Source organism: Sandarakinorhabdus glacialis, assembly GCF_014643455.1.
GTDB lineage: Bacteria > Pseudomonadota > Alphaproteobacteria > Sphingomonadales > Sphingomonadaceae > Sandarakinorhabdus > Sandarakinorhabdus glacialis.
The window spans coordinates 53,118-75,555 of the sequence record NZ_BMJM01000007.1; the positions used below are offsets into that span (position 1 = coordinate 53,118).

The window sequence follows — 22,438 nt, forward strand, 5'->3', positions numbered from 1 at the left end:
CCGAAAACCCCGCCCAAAGCACTTCGTAAAGCCCTTCGTCATGCTGAACTTGTTTCAGCATCCACCGCGCCGCCGAGCCCAGTCGCGCCAGCCGAAGCACCGGGCCTTCCGCGCAACCCCTGAACCCCGCTCATCCCGAGCGAAGTCGAGGGACGCCCAACCCGCCGCGCCAAGCGCCTTAAATCACCCCACCCGCGGCAAATAAACGCAGATCTCCGTACCCGCCGAACTCGTCGATGCAATCACCGCGGTCCCGCCGCTCTGCTTGGCAAAACCATGGACCTGGCTCAGCCCCAGCCCGGTCCCCTTGCCGACCGCCTTTGTCGTGAAGAACGGGTTGAACGCCCGCTCGACGACATCGGGCGTCATCCCCGACCCGGTATCGGTGACGCCGACCATCACATAATCCCCTGGCAGCACATCGAGCACCGCCGCCATCGCCGCATCGACCGCGACATTCTCCGACCGGATCGCCAGCCGGCCGCCACCCGGCATCGCATCGCGCGCATTCATCGCCAGGTTGAGCACCACGTTCTCGAGCATGCTGACATCGGTCTCCACCGACCATAGCCCGGCTTCGAGCGTCACCTCGAGTGCCACCGCGTCGCCCACCGATCGCCGCAGGATTTCCGACATGCCGTCGATCAACGCGTTGACCTCGACCGGCGCCAGCTCCAGCGGCTTCTGCCGGGCAAAATCCATCAACCGGTCAACAAGCGCTGCCGCCCGCCGCGCGCCGTCGCTGGCAGCATCGATATAGACTTTTGCCTTGCCCGGATCGCGCACCATTGTGCGCTCGAGGATCGACAGCCCGCTGATGATCACCGTCAGCATATTGTTGAAATCATGTGCCAACCCGCTGGTCAGCACGCCGATCGCCTCCATCTTCTGCCTCTGCCGCAAGGCCGCCTCGACGCGTGACCGCCGCGCCAGTTCCGCAGCGATACGGTCCTCCAGCGTGTGGTTGAGCTCCTTCAAGGCGTCCTCGGTCCGGCGCTGCTCGGTGACATCGGTATGCACCCCGACCCATTTGGCCACCGGCTGGCCACTCTCGCTCGAAAGCGCGCCGGGCCTGGCGCCGGCACCCTCGACGATCGGAATGGCGCAGATCGCAAAACGCCCCCAACTGCCATCGCTGCGTCGTACCCGGTGCTCGTGATTGAACCGCCGCTGCTCGTCCACCGCCGCGCGCCATGCCCCCAGCGTTGCCTCTGCGTCGTCCGGATGCACCGCGTCGACCCACCCATAGCCCTGGTATTCGGCCTCGCTTTGCCCCGTCAACGCTGCCCAGCCCGGTTGTCGCCCGGTCATCCGGCCCTCGACGTCGTTGGTCCACAAATAGCCCTGTATCGCCTCCACCGCCGCGCGGAACCGGCCCTCGCTGATGCGTATGCCGTCCTCGGCGCGCTTGCGGTCGTCGATATCGATCACCGACCCGACGAACCCCACGAACGCCCCGTCGTCGGCAAGACGCGGCGTCGCTGCGTCGATCATCCACCGATACTGCCCGTCCGCACCCTTCACCCGATATTCGATCCGGAACGGCCCGCGCGCCTTGTTCGCCGTCATGAACACCCGCTCGGCCTCGACCTGCTCGTCGGGATGCACGGCCAGCGTCCACCCCAGGCCGAGCGCGTCGGCCTCCGACTGCCCGGTATATTCGTACCAGCGCGAATTTAGATAGGTGCAATTGCCGGTCGGGTCGGTCTCCCACATCATTATCGGCGCACTGTCCGCCATGTTGCGAAACCGCGTGTCGGATTCGCGCAGCGCCCGCTCGGCGACATGTCGCGCCGTCACGTCGCTGCCCTCGCAGAAAATCCCGGTCACGCTGCCATCGGCCCCGACGATCGGCTCATAGATGAAATTGAGGAACCGCTCTTCGGCTGGCTCCCCCGCCCTCCGCTGCAACACGACCGGCAAATGCTCGGCGACCATCCGCTCGCCGGTCCGGAACACCTGCTGCAGCCGCTCGATGAACCCTTGCTCGATCAGCTCCGGAATCGCCTCGCGCACCGGCTGGCCGATGATCTCGCTGCGCCCGACCAGTTCGCGAAACGCGGCGTTGGCGACCTCGAAGACATGCTCCGGCCCTGTCATCACGCACATAAAGCCCGGTGCCTGGTCGAACAGCGCCTGCAATCGGTCGATCACCCGCGCCTGCTCATGGCCCGCCTGCATCTGCGCCGTCGTCTCGGTGACCAGCACCAGCACGCCGCCCACTCCCGCCGGCGCCGTGTCGTCGTCGATCGGGCCGTAGCTATAGGTCCAGAAAACGTCCTGCAGGCTGCCGTGGCGAAAGATCGGCAGCCGCTGGTTCTCGTACCACGTCGCGCCCTGTGCCGACATCACCGTCTCGATCTGCGGCCCGATGGCGTGCCAGACCTCCTGCCACACCAGCGCCCCCTCCTCGCCCAGCATCGCCGGATGCTTTTCGGGCCCCAGCGACCGTGCATAGGAATCATTGTAGAAACACCAGCTGTCTGCGCCCCAGAAAACGAACACCGGGTGCTGCGTCGTCAGCATGATCCGCACCGACAGCTTGAGCGCCTGCGGCCATCCCGACGGCTCCCCCAGCGGATGCGCCGCCCAATCGAAGGCACGGATCCGCCGCGCCATTTCGCCGTCGCCCGCCAGGAACCGCAACGCCGCCGGCAATCGCATCGGCGCACTCATCGCACGATCAGACTGTTGGCGAGATCGACCAGCGCATAGATATTGAACGGCTTGCGCACGAACGCCGTGAATGCCGCGCCCTTCGCCACCACGACACCCTCGGGCATCGAACTCATCATCACCAGCGGCACGCCTGCCAGCCTGGGCTCGGCCGCCAGCGCCGCCGCCAATTCCGCCCCGTCCATCACCGGCATCATCAGGTCGGTCAGGATGATTGCCGGCACGGTCGTCAACGCCAGTTCGAGCGCCTGCCGGCCGTTCGACGCCAGCATCACCTCGTGCCCGTCATCAACGAACACATCCTCGAGCAGCCTGGCAATGCCGACCTCGTCGTCGACGACGAGAATGATAGCCATTACCCCCGCCCCCCGTCACCGCGCCCCAGCCCGCTTCGCCCGCGCCCCGGCCCGCTTCGCCCGCGCTCAGTCGGCGCCACATCGACCATCAACCCGACGCCATCGGCCCCCATGGTAAAGACATATTCCTCCGGGTCATAACCGCTGCTGCGCACCTTGAGCAGCGACAGCACGCGGTGGGTGTCGCCATCGATGCGGCGATACCGCATGACGATGATATTTTCGGACAGCCGCGACAGGTCCTCGACCGGCAGCTCGCCCAGTCGCCCGTACAATCGCGGCGTCTCGAGGCTATAGACGATCGTCGCTCCCAGCCGCTGCAACTGGATCGCCAACGCCGTGAAAAACCCGGGGAACCGGTGTTCGTCGACCGCCGCCGCCCGGAATGCCAGGTAACCGTCGATGAACACCCGCTTGAACCCGCGCCGCTCGACCGCCTCGAGGATCTGGCTGCCCAGCGTGTCGAGCGCCAGTTCCTCCGAATGCTGCCACATGATCTCGACCGCGCCGCTTGCCAGCAGCCCGCGCAGGTCGATCCCCAAATTGTCGGCCTTGTCGACCAACCCGTCCGGCCGTTCGTAGAACCCGACCAGCAACCCCGGCGCCGCCGGCACCGACCGGCTGAGAAAATGCAGGCCCGTGCTGGTCTTGCCGATGCCCGATGGACCCACCAGCGCCGTCGTCGACAACACCGGCAGCCCGCCCTCGAGCATCACGTCGAGATCGTCGATCCCGGTCGGCAGCCGCGCCTTCAGCATTTCCGGCTGCACCCCCCGGCTGACCAGGAATTCCATCCGCGGATACGCCGAGATCCCGGCGTCGGTGATCTCATAGGTGTGCCGCCCGCGCATGAAACCGCTGCCCCGGAACTTGCGCACCTGCAAGCTGCTCTCCGATCGCCAGCCATAGACGGCGTCGGTCAGCGTGATCAGCCCGTCGACCATGGTCTGCTCGGGCGACATCCGGTCCACCGTGTTGGTCGTCAGGATCATCGTGCAATCCGTCGCCAGCGCGATCTCCTGCAAATCATGGACGAACATCTTGAAATCCTGGTCGCCGCCGGTCCCGCCATGCGACGAAGAATGCGCCTCGATCTGCATCGATGCCTGCGCCGAAACCAGCCCGTCGATGACCAGCAGCGTCGCCCGCTGCTTGATCACTTCCCGCCGCAACAGCGTAAGCAGCCCGGCAAGCCCGTCGCCGCTGATCTCCGAATATGCGCTCAGATACCGCACCTGCTCGGGCACCAGTCCGGCATTGTAAAATGCCAGCCCGGCAATACTGGCGATCATCCGCGCATGGTTCTCCGCCAGCAACGTCACGAAGATCGCCTTGCCGCCCGTCCCCGCGTGGTGAAAGCAGATCTGGTTCGACATGATGGTCTTGCCGGCCCCCGGCGCACCTTCGATGATATAGATATTGCCCAGCATCAGGCCGCCGCCAAGGATCGTATCGAGGCCCGCAATGCCGCTGGTGATACGCCGCAATTTCGGCCGGGAACTCTCTACGCTATCAACCATCGCGACCTCGTTACTCGGCGCGGCACCCCGGCAGCTAAATTTGCAGCTACCACTGCGGCACCGATACGCGCACCTTTTCCTGCAACCCTCCATGCCGCAAAGCGCGAGCCGATGCGAGAGCCGAAAGCCCATGGCGAAACCGCATTCTCCAAAATTTGCACAGTCGCTTGCTACGACGACCCACGATGCCCCATAGGGCCCGGCAATGTCTGTTTCCCTTTCGTTCGCCGGCGAATCGCTCCGCCCCCAACCTTGCGGCGCGCTGCACTGGCCGGCGTTCGACACGCTGTTCGTCGCCGACCTGCATTTTGAAAAGGCCAGCGCCTTTGCCCGCTTCGGCCGGCTGCTGCCGCCGCACGACAGCGCCGACACCCTCGCCTGCCTGATCGACGCGCTCGAGGCCACCGGCGCCCGCCGAATCGTCTGCCTCGGCGACAGTTTCCACGATCGCGGCGGCCCCGATCGCCTTCCGGCCGGACCGCGCGCCGCAATCAAGTCGCTCACCGCAAGCCTCGACTGGCTATGGATCACCGGCAATCACGATGAAGCCGCCGCCGCATCGCTCGGCGGCCGCGTCATGACCGAGGCGCGCATCGGCCCGCTCACCCTCCGCCACGAAGCCGTCCCCGGCGACCCCGCGCCTGAACTGTCGGGCCATTTCCATCCCAAGGTCGCTGTCCACATCCGTGGTCGCCGCATCGTCCGCCGCTGCTTCGCCGTCTCCGCCACCAAGATCATCCTGCCCGCCTACGGCGCCTTCACCGGCGGCCTCGATGTTGCCGACCCGGCAATCACCAGCGTCATGGACGGCCCCGTCATGGCCTATGTCCAGGAAGGCCACCACCTCCTCCGCTTCCCGATCGCCGCCTGAAGCAACGAGCAGCAACAAGAAGCAACAGGAAGCAATCGTCATGCTGAACTCGTTTCAGCATCCACCGCCCCACCACGCCCCACCTCCCAAACCAGGCATCGATATAACTGTCATCCCGGGCTCGACCCGGGACCCAGCTTCTATCTGCGCCGAAGCAACATGACCCCCGCTCGCCGACCCACCCCTTGACCCCGCGCCCCCCAGCCGCCACCCGCAACTCATGGGGACCATCACCGCACCGTCGACCCGCCGCATCCTCGGCGCCAGCCTTGTCGGCACCGCCGTCGAATTCTACGATTTCTACATCTACGCCACCGCTGCCAGCCTCGTTTTCGGCCCGCTGTTCTTCCCGCTCGAAAGCGCCTCGGCCCAGCTCCTCGCCGCCTATGCCAGCTTCGCCGTCGCCTTCATCGCCCGCCCCATCGGCGCCCTTGTCTTCGGCCACTACGGCGACCGCATCGGCCGCAAATCGACCCTCGTCGCCAGCCTGATGGTGATGGGCGGCTCGACCCTCGCCATCGCCTTCCTCCCCACCTACGGCACGGCAGGCTGGCTCGCCCCCCTCCTCCTCTGCACGCTGCGCTTCGGCCAGGGCTTCGGCCTCGGCGGCGAGTGGGGCGGCGCCGCACTCCTCGCCGTCGAAAACGCCCCGCCCGGCTGGCGCGGCCGCTTCGGCATGTTCCCGCAACTGGGCGCGCCGGTCGGCTTCATCGCCGCCAACGGCCTGTTCCTGATCCTCGGCCTCGTCCTCTCCGACGAAGATTTCCGCAGCTGGGGCTGGCGCCTGCCCTTTCTCGCCAGCGCCATCCTTGTGGCCGTCGGCCTCTGGGTCCGCCTCAAGCTCACCGAGACTCCCGCCTTCGCCGCCCTCGCCGAAAAAGGCCCACCCCCCAGCATACCCATTGCCGAGCTCCTCCGCCTCCACTGGCGCGAGACGCTCGGCGGGATGCTCGGCGTCATCGCCTGCTTCGCCCTCTTCTACCTCTCGACTGCCTTCGCGCTCGGTTACGGCACGACAAAACTCGGCTACACCCGCGAGACCTTCCTCTCGGTCCAGCTTGGCGCGATTCTGTTCCTCGCTATCGGCATCCTGCTTTCGGGCTGGCTCTCCGACCGCTTCGACCCGCGCCGCGTCCTCATCGGCGGCTGCGTCGCCGCCATCGGCGTCGGCTTCGCTCTCGCTCCCATGCTCGGCAGCGGCTCGCTCGCCATCGTCGGCCTGTTCCTCGCCGGCGCCCTGTTCGTCATGGGCTTCGTCTACGGTCCGCTCGGCGCCTGGCTCCCCGGCCTCTTCCCGGCGCGCGTCCGCTACACCGGCGCCTCGATGGCCTTCAACATGGGCGGCATCCTCGGCGGCGGCCTCGCCCCCGTCATCGCCCAGGCGCTGTCGGATACCGGCGGGCTACGGCCGGTCGGCTGGTATCTCGCCGTCGCCAGCGCCGCGAGCCTGATCGCGCTTCTGGCTCTCGACAAACCACCCCATCTCGATTGAAATGACGAAATGAAAAGCCCGCCTCTCCTTGTCCTCCCCCTCAAGGGGGGAGGCGAGAGACGGCCCCTTCGCCGGCCCGGGTGGGGGTGGTCCCCCGCCGGCGTAGTTCCCGCTCTCCTGACCGCAATCCTCCTAACCACCCCCACAACCGCACAAACCCCCGAATCCCGCCAAAAATCCCAAGCCTCCCGCGTAACCATAACCCGCGACACCTGGGGCATCCCCCACATCCACGGCAAATCCGACGCCGACGCTGTCTTCGGCATGATCTACGCCCAGGCCGAAGACGACTTCCCCCGCCTCGAAACCAACCTCATCGTCGCCCAGGGCCGCTTGGCCGAAGCCGAAGGCGAAAACGCCATCTGGCAAGACCTGCGCATGAAACTCTACATCCAGCCCGAAGCCCTAAAAGCCGACTACGCTGCCAGCCCCGAATGGCTGAAATCGCTGATGACCGCCTGGGCCGACGGCCTCAACTTCTACCTCCGCACCCACCCAGAGGTTAAACCCCGCGTCATCACCCATTTCGAACCCTGGATGGCGCTCAGCTTCTCCGAGGGCAGCATCGGCGGCGACATCGAGCGCATCTCGCTCGCCGGCCTCGAAGCCCTGCACACGGGCAAGCCCGTCCAGCTCTCCGCCGCCGAAACCGGCCGCGAACGCCCCGAACCCACCGGCTCGAACGGCTTCGCCATCGCCCCGTCGCGCACCAAGGCCGGCAACGCCCTCCTCCTCATCAACCCCCACACCAGCTTCTTCTTCCGCTCCGAAGCCAAGGTCACGTCCGACGAGGGCCTCAACGCTTATGGCGCTTCCACATGGGGCCAATTCTTCATCTACCAGGGCTTCAACGCGACCGCCGGCTGGATGCACACCTCGTCCGGCGCCGATGTCGTCGACGAATTCATCGAAACCACCCGCATCGAAAATGCCCGCACCGAATACAAGTTCGGCACCGAATGGCGCCCGGCCATCGCCACCGAAATCACAATCCCCTGCCGCGCCGCCGACGGCAGCATGGCCACACGCAAATTCACCACCTACCGCACAGTCCACGGCCCCGTCGTCCGCACCGAAAACGGCAAATGGGTCAGCACCGCCCTCATGCACAGGCCTCTCGCCGCCCTCGAGCAATCCTTTTTGCGCACCAAAGCCACCGACCTCGCCGGCTTCCTCAAGGTCGCCGCGTTGAAGGCCAATTCCTCCAACAACACCATCTTCGCCAGCAACAAGGGCGAGATCGCCTATCTCCACCCGCAATTCGTCCCCCGCCGGGACAACCGCTTCGACTACACCAAACCCGTCGACGGCAGCGACCCCGCCACCGCCTGGACCGGCGAGCACAGCCTCGCCGAACTCCCGCAAGTCCTCACCCCCGCCACCGGCTGGGTCACCAACACCAACAACTGGCCATGGCACGCCGCCGGCGCCGACAGCCCCAAACAATCCGCCTATCCCCGCTACACGGACCAGGCCGGCGAGAACCCGCGCGGCCCGAATGCCGTCAAACTGCTCACGGCAGTCCCGGACTTCACCCCGAAAACCCTGCTCGATGCCGCCTACGACACCTATCTGACCGCATTCGCCGCGCTGATCCCCACAGTCACCGCCGCCTTCGACCGCCTGCCAGCATCCGATCCGCGCCGAAATAGTCTCGCCGCACCCGTAGAAGCGCTCAAAAACTGGGATTACCGCGCCTCGGAATCGTCCATCCCGACCGCCATCGCCGCCTTCTGGGGCAACGCCCTCATCGAACGCTTCGGCACCGCCGCCAAACAGGACGGCGATGCCCTCGTCCCCTACCTGACCACCAAACCCACCGACGACGACCGCCTCGCCGCCCTCGCCGCTGCTACCGCCAAACTCACCGCCGACTTCGGCAAATGGAACACGCCATGGGGCGAGATCAACCGCTTCCAGCGCCTCACCGGCGACCTCGTCCAGCCCTTCGACGACCAAAAGCCAAGCCTTCCCATCGGCTTCAGCTCATCGCAATGGGGCTCGCTCCCCTCTTTCGGCGCCAAACCATATCCCGGCACGAAGCGCTGGTACGGCACCTACGGCAACAGCTTCGTCGCCATCGTCGAGTTCGGCCCCAGCGTCTCCGCCAGCGCGATCTCCGCCGGCGGCCAAAGCGGCAACCCCGCCTCCCCCCACTTCAACGACCAGGCCGAACGCTACCGCACCCATGACTTCCGCAAGGTCTATTTCACCCCCGCCGACCTCGAGGGCCATACCGAACGCCGCTACCACCCAGGCGAGCCTTGACAAAAGAAACCTAATAGGTTATTCGCACAATCGCGCCTGCCACGCCAGACGCAAAAAATGGCGCGAAATACATCGCGCCATTTTTCGCGTCCCAGTGAACTTGTCGGGGTCAATCCATTGACAACGAAAGGGAATTTTCAGAACACCCCGTTACCAAAAAATAGGATTTCCGGCATCAGCTATCGAGAAACGCGATTAGGTCCTGCGTCACCTGGTCCTTGTGCGTCGCCAATACGCCGTGCGGCGCACCTTCATATTCGATCAGCTGCGCATGCGGGATCGCCTTCGCCGCCGCCCGCGCCGTGATATCGATCGGCACCGTCTTGTCGGCCGTGCCATGGATGATCAGCGTCGGCATGGTAAAGCTCGCCAGGTCCGGCCGGAAATCCGTCCCCGAAAACGCATCGACGCAATCGAGCGTGCTCTTCAACCCGGCCTGCAGCGCGATCTGCAGCGACCAGTCGAGCTGCGCATCGCTGACCGGCTTGGCCAGCAGTCCAACCCCATAGAAGTCCTTCAGGAACCCCTTGAGGAAATCGGCCCGGTCCTTCTCGATCCCGTCCTTGATATCGTCGAACACCGATTGCGGCACGCCCTCCTTGTGATCGGGCGTCTGCAGCAGGAACGGTACCACCGACGAGATCAGCGCCACCTTGCTGGCATTGCCATGCCGGGTCAGGTAGCGCGCAACTTCGCCGCCGCCCATCGAGAAACCGACCAGCGCCGGCGACTCAGCATCGCAAGCCTCGATCACGGCCGCAAGGTCGTCGGCCAGCGTGTCATAGTCGTAACCATCCCAGGGCTGGTCCGACCGTCCGAAGCCGCGACGGTCATAGGCGATCACCCGATAGCCATGGTCCGCCAGCGCCAGCGCCTGGTCGTCGAAGCTGTCGGCACTCAGCGGCCAACCGTGGATCAGGACCACTGGCGGGCCGTCGCCCCATTCCTTCAGATACAGCGCGGTACCATCGTCGGTTTCGATCATCGGCATGGGGAGAATACTCCTGTATGGGGTGCGACGGGATACGCCTCGCCACCATGGCAGGTTCCGGTGACAGATACGCGTCCCATGGCCCCACAAGCGCCCGGACCTTATGGTCTGGCTAACGCGTACCTATATGCTATCCTAGGCACCTGTGTTGAACGAAGGCCGGTCATGTCCCAACGTTGGAAAGTCATCCTGCCGCTCGCGGCCCTCGCCCTGATCCCGACCGGTGCCGCCGTGCGTGCCGCCGCCGAAAGCGACACCTACAAGCAACTCGACCAGCTCATGGACGTCTTTGAACGCGTCCGCGTCGATTATGTCGACAAGGTCGATGACCAGGCCCTCATCAAGGGCGCCATCAACGGCATGCTGACCAGCCTCGATCCGCACTCTTCGTATCTAGATGCTCGCGATTTCCAGACCATGCGCCAGACCACCGACGGCGAATACGGCGGCCTCGGCCTGACTGTCACCACCGAGGACGGCGCCGTCAAGGTCGTCTCCCCCACCGACGACACCCCCGCCGCCCGCGCCGGCATCAAGTCGGGCGACTATATCACCCATCTCGACGGGGAGCTGATCTACGGCGCCACCCTTCAGGACGCCGTCGACAAGATGCGCGGCGCCCCCGGCAGCGCGGTCAAGCTCACCATCGTCCGCGAAGGCGCCACCAAGCCCCTCGAATTCGCCCTCAAGCGCGAGGTCATCCGCATCCTGCCGGTCAAGTTCGAAACCCGCGGCAACGTCGGCGTCATCCGCATCTCGACCTTCAACAAACAGACCAGCGATGCCACCAAGGCCGCCGTCGCCAGCATCGAGAAAAAGCTCGGGGCCAACCTCGCCGGCTATATCGTCGATCTCCGCTCCAACCCCGGCGGCCTGCTCGACCAGGCCATCGACGTTTCGGACGTCTTCCTCGACAAGGGCGAGATCGTCTCGCAGCGCGGCCGCACCAAGAACGACATCCAGCGCTATTACGCCAAGGGCGGCGACCTGACCGGCGGCAAGCCGATCGTCGTGCTCGTCGATGAAGGCTCGGCCTCGGCCGCCGAAATCGTCGCCGGCGCCCTTCAGGACCAGCGCCGCGCCATCGTCCTGGGTCAACGCAGCTTCGGCAAGGGCTCGGTCCAGACGCTGATCCCGCTCAGCCAGGATTCGGCGCTGCGGCTGACCACGGCGCGCTATTTCACCCCGTCGGGCCGCAGCGTCCAGGAAGCCGGCATCGAGCCCGACGTCCAGGTGCCCCAGCTCAGCGACGCCACCCGCGCCGACCGCCCGCGCCTGCGCGAAGCCGATCTCCGCAAGCATCTGATCAACGAGATCAAGGACGGCACCGAAAAGATCGTCGAAACCGATCTCAAGCCCGATCCGCGCTTCATCGCCACCCCCGAGGAACTTAAGAAGAAGGGCGTCATCGACTTCCAGCTCGATTACGCCACGAAGCTCCTCGATCGCCTCGCCCCCGGCGGCCCGGTCCAGAGCGCCGCTGTCGCCGTGGTCCCCACAAAGGTCCTCCAGAAGTAACGCACCGATTGCGCACCCGTCCGGCGCCCCCTATTGAGGCGCCGGACTGCCGGTTCGTCCTTCAAGAAGACTGGAAAGCCTTTTGCTCCGCCGCCTTTACGACTGGACCCTGGCGCGCGCCGCCGAACCAGCCGCCGAAAAATGGCTGATCGGCATCAGCTTCGCCGATTCGTCGTTCTTCCCGATCCCGCCCGACGTCATGCAGATCCCGATGTCGATCGCCCGGCCGGAAAAATCCTTCCGCTACGCCGCCGTCTCGACCGTCGCTTCGGTCGCCGGCGCGCTGCTCGGCTATCTCATCGGCGCAATGCTCTTCAAGGCCATCGGCCAGCCGCTGCTCCAGCTCTACGGCTATGAAGACCGCTTCGTCCGCTTCGCCGAGCAGATCCGCGCCAACGGCTTCTGGTTCATGCTCGCCTTCGCCTTCTTGCCCATCCCCTACAAGGTCGCGACCATCGCCGCCGGCAGCGTCGGCCTCGGCATCCCGGTCCTCCTCGCCGCCTCGGTCCTCGGCCGCGGCGGGCGCTTCTTCCTCGTCGCCCTCATCCTGCGCCGCTACGGCACCGCGGCACAGCAGCTCATCGATCGCTATTTCCACTCGCTGGCGCTGGTCGCAATCGGGCTGTTCGTCGGCGGCTTCGTGGTGGTGAAATATGCGTTCTGATCGCCTTACAACCGCCCTCCTTCTCGTCGGACCCGCGGCCCTGCTCGGCGGCGCAATCGCCTTCCAATATATTGGCGGCCTCGCCCCGTGCGAAATGTGCCATTGGCAACGCTGGGCGCTGCTCGCCACCCTCGGCCTCGCCCTGCTAGCCTGGGCGCTCGGCCATTCCCGCGCCGTGCTCGCGCTCGCCGCCCTCGCCCTTATCGCCAACGCCGGCATCGCCGTCTTCCACGCCGGCGTCGAGCAGCATTGGTGGGCCGGCATCACCGCCTGCGCCGCTGCCCCGCTCAGCGGTTCGACGACCGACGTCCTCGCCCAGATCCTCGCCCAGCCGCTCGTCCGCTGCGACGCCATACCATGGTCGCTTTTCGGTATTTCCATGGCAGGCTGGAACGCGATAATCTCGTTTGCAATCGGAGGCACCGCGCTATGGCGGCTGAAGCGCTGACAAGACGACTACCCGGTGACGCCCGCGTCGCCACCGAGCCGATGATCCGCGTCGACCAGGCCGGCGAATACGGCGCCGCGCGCATCTATGCTGGCCAACTCGCCGTAATGGGCGGCCGCTCGCGCGTCGCCGGCGAAATCCGCCATATGGCGGCACAGGAACAACGCCACCTCGCCGGCTTCAACGCGCTGATGACCCGCCGCGGTGTCCGCCCGACGTTGCTGGCCCCGGCCTGGCACGTCGCCGGCTATGCGCTCGGCGCCGCCACCGCCATCCTCGGGCCGCGCGCCGCCATGGCCGCCACCGTCGCCGTCGAGACCGTCATCGACCAGCATTACGGCGAGCAGGCCGACGCGCTCGCCGCCGGTGCCGATCCCGAACTCGCCGCGATGGTCGACGACTACCGCGCCGACGAAGCCGCCCACCGCGAAACCGCCGCGTCGCACAGCGGCGAAGGCGCCTTCCCGGTCCTGCAGGCCATCATCCGCGCCGGCTGCCACGCCGCGATCGCCGTAGCGAAGCGCATATAAGTCAGAAGCGCATTTAAGTTGCGAAGCGCACCTAGAAGGATTTCCTCATGAACGTTCACCAGCCCATCCTCCCCGACACCCAGCACATGGCACCGAAATGGCCGCGCTTCGACTGGTCCGACCCGCTGCTGCTCACCCAGCAGCTGACGGACGAGGAGCGCATGATCCAGGACGGCGCCCGCGCCTTTTGCGACGCCGAACTCATGCCCGCCGTCAAAATGGCCAACCGCACTGAAAGCTTCGATCCCGGCCTGATGAAGAAGTTCGGCACCGCCGGGCTGCTCGGGCCGACGATCGAGGGCTATGGCTGCGCCGGCACCTCGTACGTCGCCTATGGCCTCATCGCCCGCGAAGTCGAGCGCGTCGATTCGGCCTACCGCTCGGCGATGAGCGTCCAGTCGAGCCTCGTCATGTACCCGATCTGGGCCTATGGCTCCGAAGCCCAGCGCGAGAAATACCTGCCCGGCCTTGCTTCGGGCGAACTCATCGGCTGCTTCGGCCTGACCGAGCCCGACGCCGGCTCCGACCCCGGCGGCATGAAGACCCGCGCGCGCACCGTCCCCGGCGGCTATGTCCTCAACGGCGCCAAGATGTGGATCACCAACTCGCCGCTCGCCGATGTCGCCGTCATCTGGGCCAAGTGCGACGATGACAAGATCCGCGGCTTCGTGGTCGAACGCGCCGACATCGGCTTCACCACCCCCAAGATCGAAGGCAAGTTCAGCCTTCGTGCCGGCGTCACCGGCGAAATCGTCCTTGCTGACGTCCATCTTCCCGCCGACCGCGTCCTCGCCGGCGTCGAGGGCCTGTCCGGGCCGTTCGGTTGCCTCAACAACGCGCGCTACGGCATCGGCTGGGGCGTCATGGGCGCCGCCGAATTCTGCTGGCACGCGTCGCGGCAGTACACCCTCGATCGCAAGCAGTTCGGCCGGCCGCTGGCTGCAACCCAGCTCGTCCAGAAAAAGCTCGCCGACATGCAGACCGAAATCACCCTCGGCCTGACCCTCGCCCTCGCCGCCGGCCGCCTGATGGACGACCACAAGCTCGCCCCCGAGGCGATCTCGCTCTTGAAGCGCAACAATTGCGGCAAGGCCCTCGCCATCGCCCGCGAATCCCGCGACATGCACGGCGGCAACGGCATCTCCGACGAATATCACGTCATCCGCCACGTCATGAACCTCGAGGCCGTCAACACCTACGAAGGCACCCACGACGTCCACGCCCTCATCCTCGGCCGCGCCCAGACCGGCCTGCAGGCATTCTTCTAGCCCCAGGACCCAATCCCTACACTGTCATCCCGGGCTTGACCCGGGACCCAGTTGCTTCTCTGCGGACAAAGAACCAACGTGGGGACAACGCACGAAACCTGCGCTGAATCAGCCCCACAATCAGCCCGGCCGAGGCAATAGCAGGTTGCGAAGCCCCGCCCCGAACCGTATCGGAGGCCATGGCGCAAACGACAGTATCGCAGACAGTCAGATCCCCAAACGCGCCCAAAAACTTGAAAAAAGTCGCGCTCTGGACGCTGCTACTCATAGCAGCAGCCATAGGCCTGCTCACCGTCCCCAGTCATCGCACGCCTGCGGCACCACAAGCGGCTGCTGCCCCCATTGTCACTCCACAAAAACCGATCCCCGAACCCCGGGCATCGAAGGTCGACTACCATCGCCTCGAGGCGCGCATCGCCCAGCTGATGCAGATGCCCGACATGGTCGGGCTCGCGGTCGGCACCGTCGAAAACGGCCGGGTCACATTCGTCAAAGGCTTTGGCGAAACGGTCGCCGGCTCGGGTGTCGCCGTTGCCCCGGACACCGTGTTCCGCTGGGCATCGCTGTCCAAAAGCGTCGCCACAGCCCTTGTCGTCCAACTGGCCGAAGACGGCAAAGTGTCACTCGACACACCGCTCTCGCGGCTCGGCACCACGCTCAAGCTTCCCGCCGACGCGCGCCGCGTCACCCTGGCGCACATCCTCTCGCACCGCACCGGCCTGGTGCGCAACGCCTGGGACGACAGGCTCGAAGCCGGCACCGACGCCAGGCTCCTGCGCGCCGAACTCGGCACGCTGCCGCCGCTTTGCCCACCCGCAACCTGCTACACCTACCAGAATATCGCCTTCGATGCGGCGACCGAGGTCATCGAGCGAAAAACCGGCGAAACCTATGCGCGCGTTGCCCGGCAGCGGCTGTTCGCACCGCTGGGCATGACGCACGCCAGCATCGGCCAGGCCGGGCTGGAAAGTGCCGCGAGCTGGGCGCATCCCTACCACCGGAACAAGGTGCCGACCGCCGTCAACGACAGCTATTACCGCGTGCCGGCGGCCGGCGGCGTCAATTCGTCGATCGAGGACCTGCTGCGCTGGATGCAAGCCCAGATGGGCGCGGCGCCGAACGTCCTTTCGGCACAGGCCCTCGAGGACATGCACCGCGCGCGGGTATCGACGCCGCCGCACGGGCGCCGCGGACCGATGGACCGGGCCTTGACCGGCGCCGCCTATGGGCTTGGCTGGCGATCGTACAATTACGCGGGCCATGCCCTTGTCGGCCACCGCGGCTCGGTCGACGGCTACGGCTCGCTCATCCTGTTCGACCCGGCCCAAAAAAGCGGCATCGTCATGCTGTGGAACAGCAACTACCCGGTCGCGGGACGCCTGCAGCTCGAGTTCTTCGACCTGCTTTACGGCTTGCCTCCGACCGACTGGCTGGACCTGCAGGCGGCTAAACCAGCCCCAGCGCCACAACCAGCCGGCAATCCACAACCAACCCCCGCCCCCGCTGCCTAGCCAGGAACCCAGCCAACCCATCCAGCGCCACGACATGGACGACGATGTCTTCGCCATCCACCCCGCCGCCAACACCCGTCCGCGTCAGCCCGCTCGCCTTGAACAGCTGGAACATCTCCGACGACATCCCCGGCGACGTCGCGAACGCCCCCACATCCTCCCACTCGCGCGCCTCGAAGCCGGTTTCTTCCGTGAGCTCCCGCGCCGCCGCATCCGCCGGCGTATCCGCCGCATCGGTATCGCCGATCAACCCCGCCGGCAGCTCGATCGTCCGCGCTCCCAATGCCGGGCGAAACTGTTCGACCAGCACGATCTCCCGCTCATCGGTCACCGCGAGAATGACCGCCGCGCTCATCGCCGCCACCCGCGCCGCATATTCCCAGGTGCCCGCCAAATGCACCTCGAGATATTTGCCCCGCCATTGCAGCGTGTCGCTGCCGCGACTGTGCAGCGTGTCGCTCATACGGGGCTCGCGAACGCCGTGCCGGTCCGCATCAACTGCACCGCAATGGCGTATTTATGGACTTCGGTCGGGCCGTCATACAGCCGGAACCCGCGCATATCGCGAAAAATCATCTCCACCACCGTCTCCCCCGTCACGCCGATGCCGCCCAAAATCTGCACGCAGCGATCGGTGACCTTGAACAGCTCCTCCGACACGAACGCCTTGACGATGCTGCTCTCGTGCCGCGCCCGCGTATCACTATCGAGCATCCAGGCGACGTGCCGGATCGCCAGCCGGCAGTGGTGCATCGCGATCTCGTTGTCCGCCAGCATGAAGTTCACCCCCTGGTGCTCGACCAGCGCCTTGCCGAACGCCGTCCGCACGCGGGCATGCTCGAGCGCGATATGCTGCGCCCGTGCCGCCGCGCCCAGCCAGCGCATCGCATGCGTCAGCCGCGCCGGCGCCAGCCGCATCTGCGCATAACGCAGCGCCGACCCGACCTCGCCGAGCACCTGGTCCGGCCCCAGCCGCAACCCCTCGAAGCGCACCACCGCATGCCCCTCGACATAGTTGCGGTCCATCGAGTCCATCACCCGCTCGATATGGATGCCCGGCGTATCGCCCTCGCACAGGAAGAGCGTCGGTCCCGATGAGCCATGCGGATTCTCCGGCACGCGCGCCATGATGACCCAGGTCTTGGCGCCGTTCGCCCCGGTAATCAGCCACTTGAGCCCCGCAATCTCATAGTCGTTGCCATTGAATACCGCCGTCGTCAGCAACTGCGACGGATCGCTGCCGGCCCCGCCCGGCTCGGTCATCGCGAACACCGATCGCCGATGCCCCGCCACCATCGGCCGCAGGAATTGCTCGACCTGGTCGGGCCGCGCAATCCGCCCGAGCAGATACATGTTGCCCTCGTCGGGCGCCGCACAGTTCATCGCCACCGGGCCCAAGGTGGACCAGCCCGCCGCCTCGAACACCGCCGCCTGCGTCGCATGGTCGAACCCCATGCCACCCAATTCAACCGGCGCCTGCGGCGTCAACAGGCCCTCGGCCCGCGCCAGTGCCACCAGCTCGTCGCGCAGTCCATCGGTCGGCCCATGCTGGGTCAGCCGCGGGTCCTTCTCGAACGGGATGATCTTGTCGATGACAAAGGCACGGACCCGCTTGGCCAGCTCGGCAGTCGCCGCGGGAATGGTGAAATCGGTCATATGCGGTCCTGTCTGAATTCGTCACCGGCATGGTCGAGAATCGCCAGCGCCAGCGTCTCGAACTCCGCATAGCGGTCGCCAACCATTTCGCCGCGCTGCCATTTTCGCCAGAGCTGCCCCCAGGCAACCGCCAGCCTCAACCGCGCCAACGCCAGCGGCCAAGCCAGCGGCCCCGGATCGCGGCCCCCCAACGCCGCATAACGCGCCGCAATCGCCGCCCGCCCCGGCCACCCCGGCGTCAGCGACGGCACCGCCCTCAGCGCCTGCACCGCCACCGGATCACCCGGCTCGATCCAGTACGACAGCAACACCGCCAGATCGAAACCCCGGGGCCCCCGCGTCGCCATATCCCAGTCGATCACCGCCGTCGGCACCATCGTCACCGGATCGACGAGCAGATTATCGGGCTTCAGATCCATGTGCAGCAGCACCGGCGCATCATCCCCAGGCGGCGCCACCGCCTCCAGCGCCGCAATCAGCCGCGCCGCCACATCCGGCATCCCCTCCGGCCACACCGCCGCCGCCCGCCGCGTCCACCCGGCCAACTGCCGCGCGTAAAACCCCTCCGGCTTGCCAAGGTCACCAAGCCCGACCGCCCCAGGTTCCAAGGCGTGCAACGCGATCATCTGAGCCAGCGTCGCATCGACGAGCAGCGGCCCGGTCTCAGCGCCAGCCCCCTCGGGCATCGTGCCGGCAATCGCCACCCCGGCCCGATACTCGAGCACCAGAAACGGCGTCCCCAACACCGCCGGATCGTCACAAAATGCCAGCGGCCACGGCACGATCGGCAAATGCGCCGACAGCGCCGACATCACCCGAAACTCGCGCCCCATGTCGCTGGCCCCAGCCGCCAGCTCACCCGGCGGCGGCCGCCGCAACACGGCAGGTCCGCTCGCCAGCATGATCCGTTCGTTGCGATTGGCCAGCCCGCCGCCCAGTAGCACCAGCCCGGTGCCGGGCGCGAGTTCCACCCCCTGCGCCGCCAGCCAGCGTGACAGGATGGCAATTTCGTCCAAAATCCTTGCCTTACAGCGGGCGGAACATGGCGCAGCGGCGCGCCGGGTTAAACCCCATCGACGCTTCACGAAGCAGTATCGCCAAAAGCCAGAAAGGTGCCGTCGACTGCGCCAGCTCGACAAAGCCATGGCGACCATACAACGGCGCATTCCACGCGATTTCACGGTCGGTCGTCAATGACAGGCATGTGCAATTGAGTCTGGGCGCAGCATCGATGATCGCCGCCAGCAAGGCCGTCCCATGCCCATGGCGTTGTGCCTCGGCGGCGACCGATATCCCGACGATGTGCAGCCAGGCACCGACCGGTTCGGCAATCAGAAAGCCGAGCGGCGCGTCATTGGCGTTGGCCGCGACCCACAAGGTCTGCCGCGCCATCGCCGTTGCCAGCGTGTCAACCGGTGTCAACGGGTCGTTGATTGCAAACGCCATTGGCGTGCCCAGGAACAGCAAAGCCGCCGAAGCTTCGACGGCGCCAAGCAGCGGCAGGTCGCCGGATTGGGCGAGACGGACAGTCATGCAATCTCCAGCGTCATGGCGCAGCGGTATCGGGGATCGAAGCCGGCAGCCAACTGGCCCGACAGCCGGCGTCGAGACTCGAGCGGAATGGCATCACCTTCGACGATTTCAAAGCCGAGTTTTGCATAAAACGGTGCATTCCAGACGATTTCGCGATCGGTGGTCAGCGTCACCATCCGGTCGTGCCGGGCCCGGCCAGCGGCGATGCCGGCAAGCACCAGTGCGCGACCATGACCACGTCGCTGCGAGGGCACGGCAACGGCCACATCGCGCAGGTAGAGCCCGGTGCCGACCGGTTCGGCGAACAGGAATCCGACAACGGCGCCATCCTCCTCGGCGACCCACATCAAACCGCGCCCGAGCGCCGCCGACAGATCGCCGGGCCGGTTGGGGCCAGTGGCCGCGGCAAAATCCATGCGCGTGCCGCAATACATCGACGCCGCAGATGCTTCGACAAGGCGCAGCGCGGGCAGGTCTGACGGACGGGCAAGGCGGATCATTACACATCCGCTAGCATGACCAAGGCTGCGCTTCTATGGGCGAAGGCATGAACGATGATCGCACCCTCACCACTCCCCGGCTGACCATGGAACCGCACGGGCTGGATGACTTCGGCGACATAGCGGCGATGTGGGCCGATCCGCAGGTCACCCGCTTCATCGGGGGCGCCCCGCATTCGGCGGAGGAAAGCTGGTCACGACTGCTGCGGCTGGCGGGCTGCTGGGACCTGCTCGGGTTCGGATCCTGGGCAGTGCGGATAACTGACAATGGTACCTTCATTGGCAGCATCGGCTTTCTCGATGCCCACCGCAGCGGCGTGGACGGATTCGGTGGCAATCCCGAAATCGGCTGGGCGCTGGTGCCGGCGGCACAAGGCCAGGGCTTTGCCAGCGAGGCGGTCGCGGCAGCACTCGGCTGGGGCGACGGGCGCTTCGGGCGGACGGTGGCGATGATCGACCCCGGCAACACCGGATCAGTGGCGGTGGCGGCGCGCTGCGGCTTCCGGTATTTCGCCGACGCGCGCTACAAGGACGCGCCGACCGGGCTGTGGGAGTTTCGCTACCCACGGCTGTCCGGAGGCCTTACCGGTTAAGCCTCCCTTCGATCAGCGCCTCGACGACACTCGGGTCGGCGAGCGTGCTGATGTCACCCATGGCGGCAAAATCGTTTTCGGCAATCTTGCGCAATATACGCCGCATGATCTTGCCGCTGCGCGTCTTGGGCAGCCCCGGCGTGACATGCAGATGGTCGGGCACTGCGATGCCGCCGATCTCGTGGCGGACAGTGGCCCGAAGTTCGGTCAGCAACGCGTCGGATGTTTCGATGCCGGCATTGAGCGTGACATAGGCATAGATGCCTTGCCCCTTGATATCATGCGGAAAAGCCACGACCGCGGCCTCTGCCACATCCTTGTGCGCGACCAGCGCCGATTCGACTTCGGCAGTCCCCATGCGATGCCCCGAGACGTTGATGACATCGTCGACGCGGCCGGTGATCCACCAATAGCCGTCTTTGTCCTGCCGCGCGCCGTCACCGGTAAAATATTTGCCGCGATAAGTCGTGAAATACGTCTGGGTAAATCGTTCATGGTCGCCGAACACTGTCCGCGCCTGCCCGGGCCATGAGCGCAGGACGACGAGATTGCCGCTGGTCTCCTCGCCCTCGGCACGGTCCAGCACAATGCCCTCGGCATCCACCAACGCCGGCTCAATGCCATAAAAGGGCAGCGTCGCCGACCCCGGCTTCATCGGCGTCGCGCCGGGCAGCGGCGAGATCAACGTGCCGCCGGTCTCGGTCTGCCACCAGGTGTCGACGATCGGCAGGGCCCCCTTGCCGATGACGCGGTGATACCAGTTCCACGCCTCGGGATTGATCGGCTCTCCGACCGTCCCGAGCAGCCGCAGCGACGACAAATCATGTTCGCCCGGCGGTCCATCGCCGTCGCGCATCACAGCCCGCAATGCCGTCGGCGCCGTGTAGAATATCTCGACCTTGTGCTTCTCGATGACCTGCCAGAACCGCGCCGTGGTCGGCCATGACGGGACACCTTCGAACATCAACACGGTGGCTCCGGCACTGAGCGGGCCATAGACGATATAGCTATGCCCGGTCACCCAGCCGACATCGGCAGTGCACCAGAACAGTTCGCCCGGGCGATAGTCGAACACCGTCTCGAAGGTCAGGTTCGCCCACAAAAGATAGCCGCCGGTGGTGTGGAGCACGCCCTTGGGCTTGCCGGTCGAACCGCTGGTGTAAAGGATGAACAACGGGTCCTCGGCACTCATCGCCTGCGGGGTGCACGTTTCCGGCAACTGCGGCTTCAGCTCGTGCCACCAATGGTCGCGCTCGGGGTGCATGGCGACCTTGCCGCCGGTATGGCGAACCACCAGCACGGCTTCGACCCGCACTCCCTCATGTTTTTCAAGCGCTTCGTCGACGGTCGCCTTCAGCGGCACCGTCTTGCCGGCGCGGCGGCCTTCGTCGGCGGTGATGATGAAATGGCTGTCGGCGTCCTGCAACCGCCCGGCGATGGCCTCGGCCGAAAAGCCGCCGAACACCACCGAGTGCACCGCACCGATGCGGGCGCACGCCAGCATGGCGACGACCGCTTCGGGGATCATCGGCATGTAGATGGTGACACGGTCGCCCTTGTCGACCCCGAGCGCAACAAGCGCATTGGCCATTCGACAGGTGTCGGCAAGCAGCTCGCCATAGCTGATCCGCCGCGATGCTGCGGCAGGGTCGTCGGCCTCCCAGATGATGGCGATGGCGGCGGGGTGCTGGCGGTCGAGGCAATTGGCGCTCGCGTTGAGGACACCGTCCTCGAACCAGCGGATGCGCACCGGGTCCCATGACCAGTCGCCCATCCGCGTCGGCGCGCGGAGCCAATCGAGGCGACCGACCTGCTCGCGCCAGAAGCCGTCGGGGTCGGCCAGGCTTTGGGCGTAGCGCTCCCGGTACTGCGCCATGGTGGTGCGGGTTGCGGCAGCGGCGGCGGCCGGGACAGGGAAGATATTGTCGGTCATCGAGGCGAATTCCCAAGCTTGTCGGTGTTTTGCCATGGAGCCTAGCAGGCCCGGCCATGCGGCGGAACTGTCGCATCGTTACGGCGTTTGACCATGCAAGCCGCTTTCGT

At 66.1% G+C, this 22,438-nt stretch carries 20 protein-coding genes; 10 read left to right on the forward strand and 10 right to left on the reverse strand.

From position 1 onward, the window contains the following. Nucleotides 1-183: 183 nt before the first annotated feature. Genes IEW98_RS10850 through IEW98_RS10860 form a run of 3 tightly spaced genes read right to left on the reverse strand, consistent with a single transcriptional unit; the run spans nucleotide 184 to nucleotide 4,552 of the window. Entirely contained in the window at nucleotides 184-2,676 is a 2,493-nt protein-coding gene (locus tag IEW98_RS10850; RefSeq protein WP_188762979.1) for a PAS domain-containing sensor histidine kinase, read from the reverse strand. Then, nucleotides 2,673-3,032, reverse strand: a complete 360-nt coding sequence (locus IEW98_RS10855; RefSeq protein WP_188762980.1) for a response regulator — start codon at nucleotides 3,030-3,032, stop codon at nucleotides 2,673-2,675. The genes IEW98_RS10850 and IEW98_RS10855 overlap by 4 nt, the downstream gene beginning before the upstream one ends. Then, nucleotides 3,032-4,552 carry an RAD55 family ATPase gene (locus IEW98_RS10860; RefSeq protein ID WP_188762981.1) on the reverse strand — a complete coding sequence of 507 codons (1,521 nt, stop codon included), beginning with the start codon at nucleotides 4,550-4,552 and terminating at the stop codon, nucleotides 3,032-3,034. Before IEW98_RS10860 ends, IEW98_RS10855 begins: the two co-directional genes overlap by 1 nt. Before the next feature lie 205 nt (nucleotides 4,553-4,757). Between IEW98_RS10860 and pdeM the strand changes: the two genes are divergently transcribed. The 3 genes from pdeM (at nucleotide 4,758) to IEW98_RS10875 (ending at nucleotide 9,183) form a co-directional block, all read left to right on the forward strand. Next, nucleotides 4,758-5,423, forward strand: coding sequence for a ligase-associated DNA damage response endonuclease PdeM (pdeM, locus tag IEW98_RS10865; protein WP_188762982.1), 666 nt, complete (start codon nucleotides 4,758-4,760; stop codon nucleotides 5,421-5,423). A 220-nt stretch (nucleotides 5,424-5,643) separates the two neighbouring features. Continuing rightward, nucleotides 5,644-6,915, forward strand: coding sequence for an MFS transporter (locus IEW98_RS10870; RefSeq protein ID WP_188762983.1), 1,272 nt, complete (start codon nucleotides 5,644-5,646; stop codon nucleotides 6,913-6,915). Between the two features lie 117 nt (nucleotides 6,916-7,032). Then, nucleotides 7,033-9,183: a penicillin acylase family protein gene (locus tag IEW98_RS10875; RefSeq protein ID WP_371870772.1), complete on the forward strand. Its 2,151-nt coding sequence runs from the start codon at nucleotides 7,033-7,035 to the stop codon at nucleotides 9,181-9,183. 175 nt (nucleotides 9,184-9,358) lie between these two features. Here IEW98_RS10875 and IEW98_RS10880 read toward each other — a convergent pair whose 3' ends face one another. Then, nucleotides 9,359-10,174, reverse strand: coding sequence for an alpha/beta fold hydrolase (locus tag IEW98_RS10880; protein ID WP_188762985.1), 816 nt, complete (start codon nucleotides 10,172-10,174; stop codon nucleotides 9,359-9,361). A 165-nt stretch (nucleotides 10,175-10,339) separates the two neighbouring features. Between IEW98_RS10880 and IEW98_RS10885 the strand changes: the two genes are divergently transcribed. From IEW98_RS10885 to IEW98_RS10910, 6 genes are all read left to right on the forward strand, one after another. Next, nucleotides 10,340-11,692: a S41 family peptidase gene (locus IEW98_RS10885; RefSeq protein ID WP_188762986.1), complete on the forward strand. Its 1,353-nt coding sequence runs from the start codon at nucleotides 10,340-10,342 to the stop codon at nucleotides 11,690-11,692. Between the two features lie 82 nt (nucleotides 11,693-11,774). Continuing rightward, nucleotides 11,775-12,356, forward strand: coding sequence for a YqaA family protein (locus IEW98_RS10890; RefSeq protein WP_188762987.1), 582 nt, complete (start codon nucleotides 11,775-11,777; stop codon nucleotides 12,354-12,356). Then, on the forward strand, nucleotides 12,346-12,804 hold the full coding sequence (locus IEW98_RS10895) for a disulfide bond formation protein B (protein WP_188762988.1): 459 nt from the start codon (nucleotides 12,346-12,348) through the stop codon (nucleotides 12,802-12,804). Before IEW98_RS10890 ends, IEW98_RS10895 begins: the two co-directional genes overlap by 11 nt. Beyond that, entirely contained in the window at nucleotides 12,786-13,334 is a 549-nt protein-coding gene (locus tag IEW98_RS10900; protein WP_243450701.1) for a demethoxyubiquinone hydroxylase family protein, read from the forward strand. Before IEW98_RS10895 ends, IEW98_RS10900 begins: the two co-directional genes overlap by 19 nt. A 47-nt stretch (nucleotides 13,335-13,381) precedes the next feature. Further along, nucleotides 13,382-14,602, forward strand: coding sequence for an acyl-CoA dehydrogenase (locus tag IEW98_RS10905; RefSeq protein WP_188762989.1), 1,221 nt, complete (start codon nucleotides 13,382-13,384; stop codon nucleotides 14,600-14,602). 233 nt (nucleotides 14,603-14,835) lie between these two features. Beyond that, nucleotides 14,836-16,113 (forward strand): serine hydrolase domain-containing protein, encoded by a 1,278-nt coding sequence (locus IEW98_RS10910; RefSeq protein ID WP_188762990.1) that lies wholly within the window; start codon nucleotides 14,836-14,838, stop codon nucleotides 16,111-16,113. Here IEW98_RS10910 and IEW98_RS10915 read toward each other — a convergent pair. Genes IEW98_RS10915 through IEW98_RS10935 form a run of 5 tightly spaced genes read right to left on the reverse strand, consistent with a single transcriptional unit; the run spans nucleotide 16,049 to nucleotide 19,802 of the window. Next, a complete protein-coding gene (locus IEW98_RS10915; protein ID WP_188762991.1) occupies nucleotides 16,049-16,576 on the reverse strand; it encodes an NUDIX hydrolase in 528 nt (175 codons plus the stop codon). The genes IEW98_RS10910 and IEW98_RS10915 overlap by 65 nt on opposite strands. After that, nucleotides 16,573-17,769 carry an acyl-CoA dehydrogenase family protein gene (locus IEW98_RS10920; RefSeq protein WP_188762992.1) on the reverse strand — a complete coding sequence of 399 codons (1,197 nt, stop codon included), beginning with the start codon at nucleotides 17,767-17,769 and terminating at the stop codon, nucleotides 16,573-16,575. The genes IEW98_RS10915 and IEW98_RS10920 overlap by 4 nt, the downstream gene beginning before the upstream one ends. Next, entirely contained in the window at nucleotides 17,766-18,785 is a 1,020-nt protein-coding gene (locus tag IEW98_RS10925) for a phosphotransferase family protein (RefSeq protein ID WP_207792560.1), read from the reverse strand. The genes IEW98_RS10920 and IEW98_RS10925 overlap by 4 nt, the downstream gene beginning before the upstream one ends. 10 nt (nucleotides 18,786-18,795) lie before the next feature. Beyond that, the gene (locus IEW98_RS10930; RefSeq protein WP_188762994.1) at nucleotides 18,796-19,302 is read right to left on the reverse strand and encodes a GNAT family N-acetyltransferase; all 507 of its coding nucleotides are present in this window, start codon (nucleotides 19,300-19,302) and stop codon (nucleotides 18,796-18,798) included. Beyond that, nucleotides 19,299-19,802, reverse strand: coding sequence for a GNAT family N-acetyltransferase (locus IEW98_RS10935; RefSeq protein WP_188762995.1), 504 nt, complete (start codon nucleotides 19,800-19,802; stop codon nucleotides 19,299-19,301). The genes IEW98_RS10930 and IEW98_RS10935 overlap by 4 nt, the downstream gene beginning before the upstream one ends. A gap of 47 nt (nucleotides 19,803-19,849) precedes the next feature. Here IEW98_RS10935 and IEW98_RS10940 point away from each other — a divergent pair, with 47 nt between their 5' ends. Further along, entirely contained in the window at nucleotides 19,850-20,395 is a 546-nt protein-coding gene (locus tag IEW98_RS10940) for a GNAT family N-acetyltransferase (RefSeq protein WP_188762996.1), read from the forward strand. Here the strand turns inward: IEW98_RS10940 and acs are convergent. Beyond that, nucleotides 20,385-22,328, reverse strand: a complete 1,944-nt coding sequence (gene acs, locus IEW98_RS10945) for an acetate--CoA ligase (protein ID WP_188762997.1) — start codon at nucleotides 22,326-22,328, stop codon at nucleotides 20,385-20,387. The two genes, IEW98_RS10940 and acs, sit on opposite strands and share 11 nt — an antisense overlap. Between the last annotated feature and the right edge of the window lie 110 nt (nucleotides 22,329-22,438).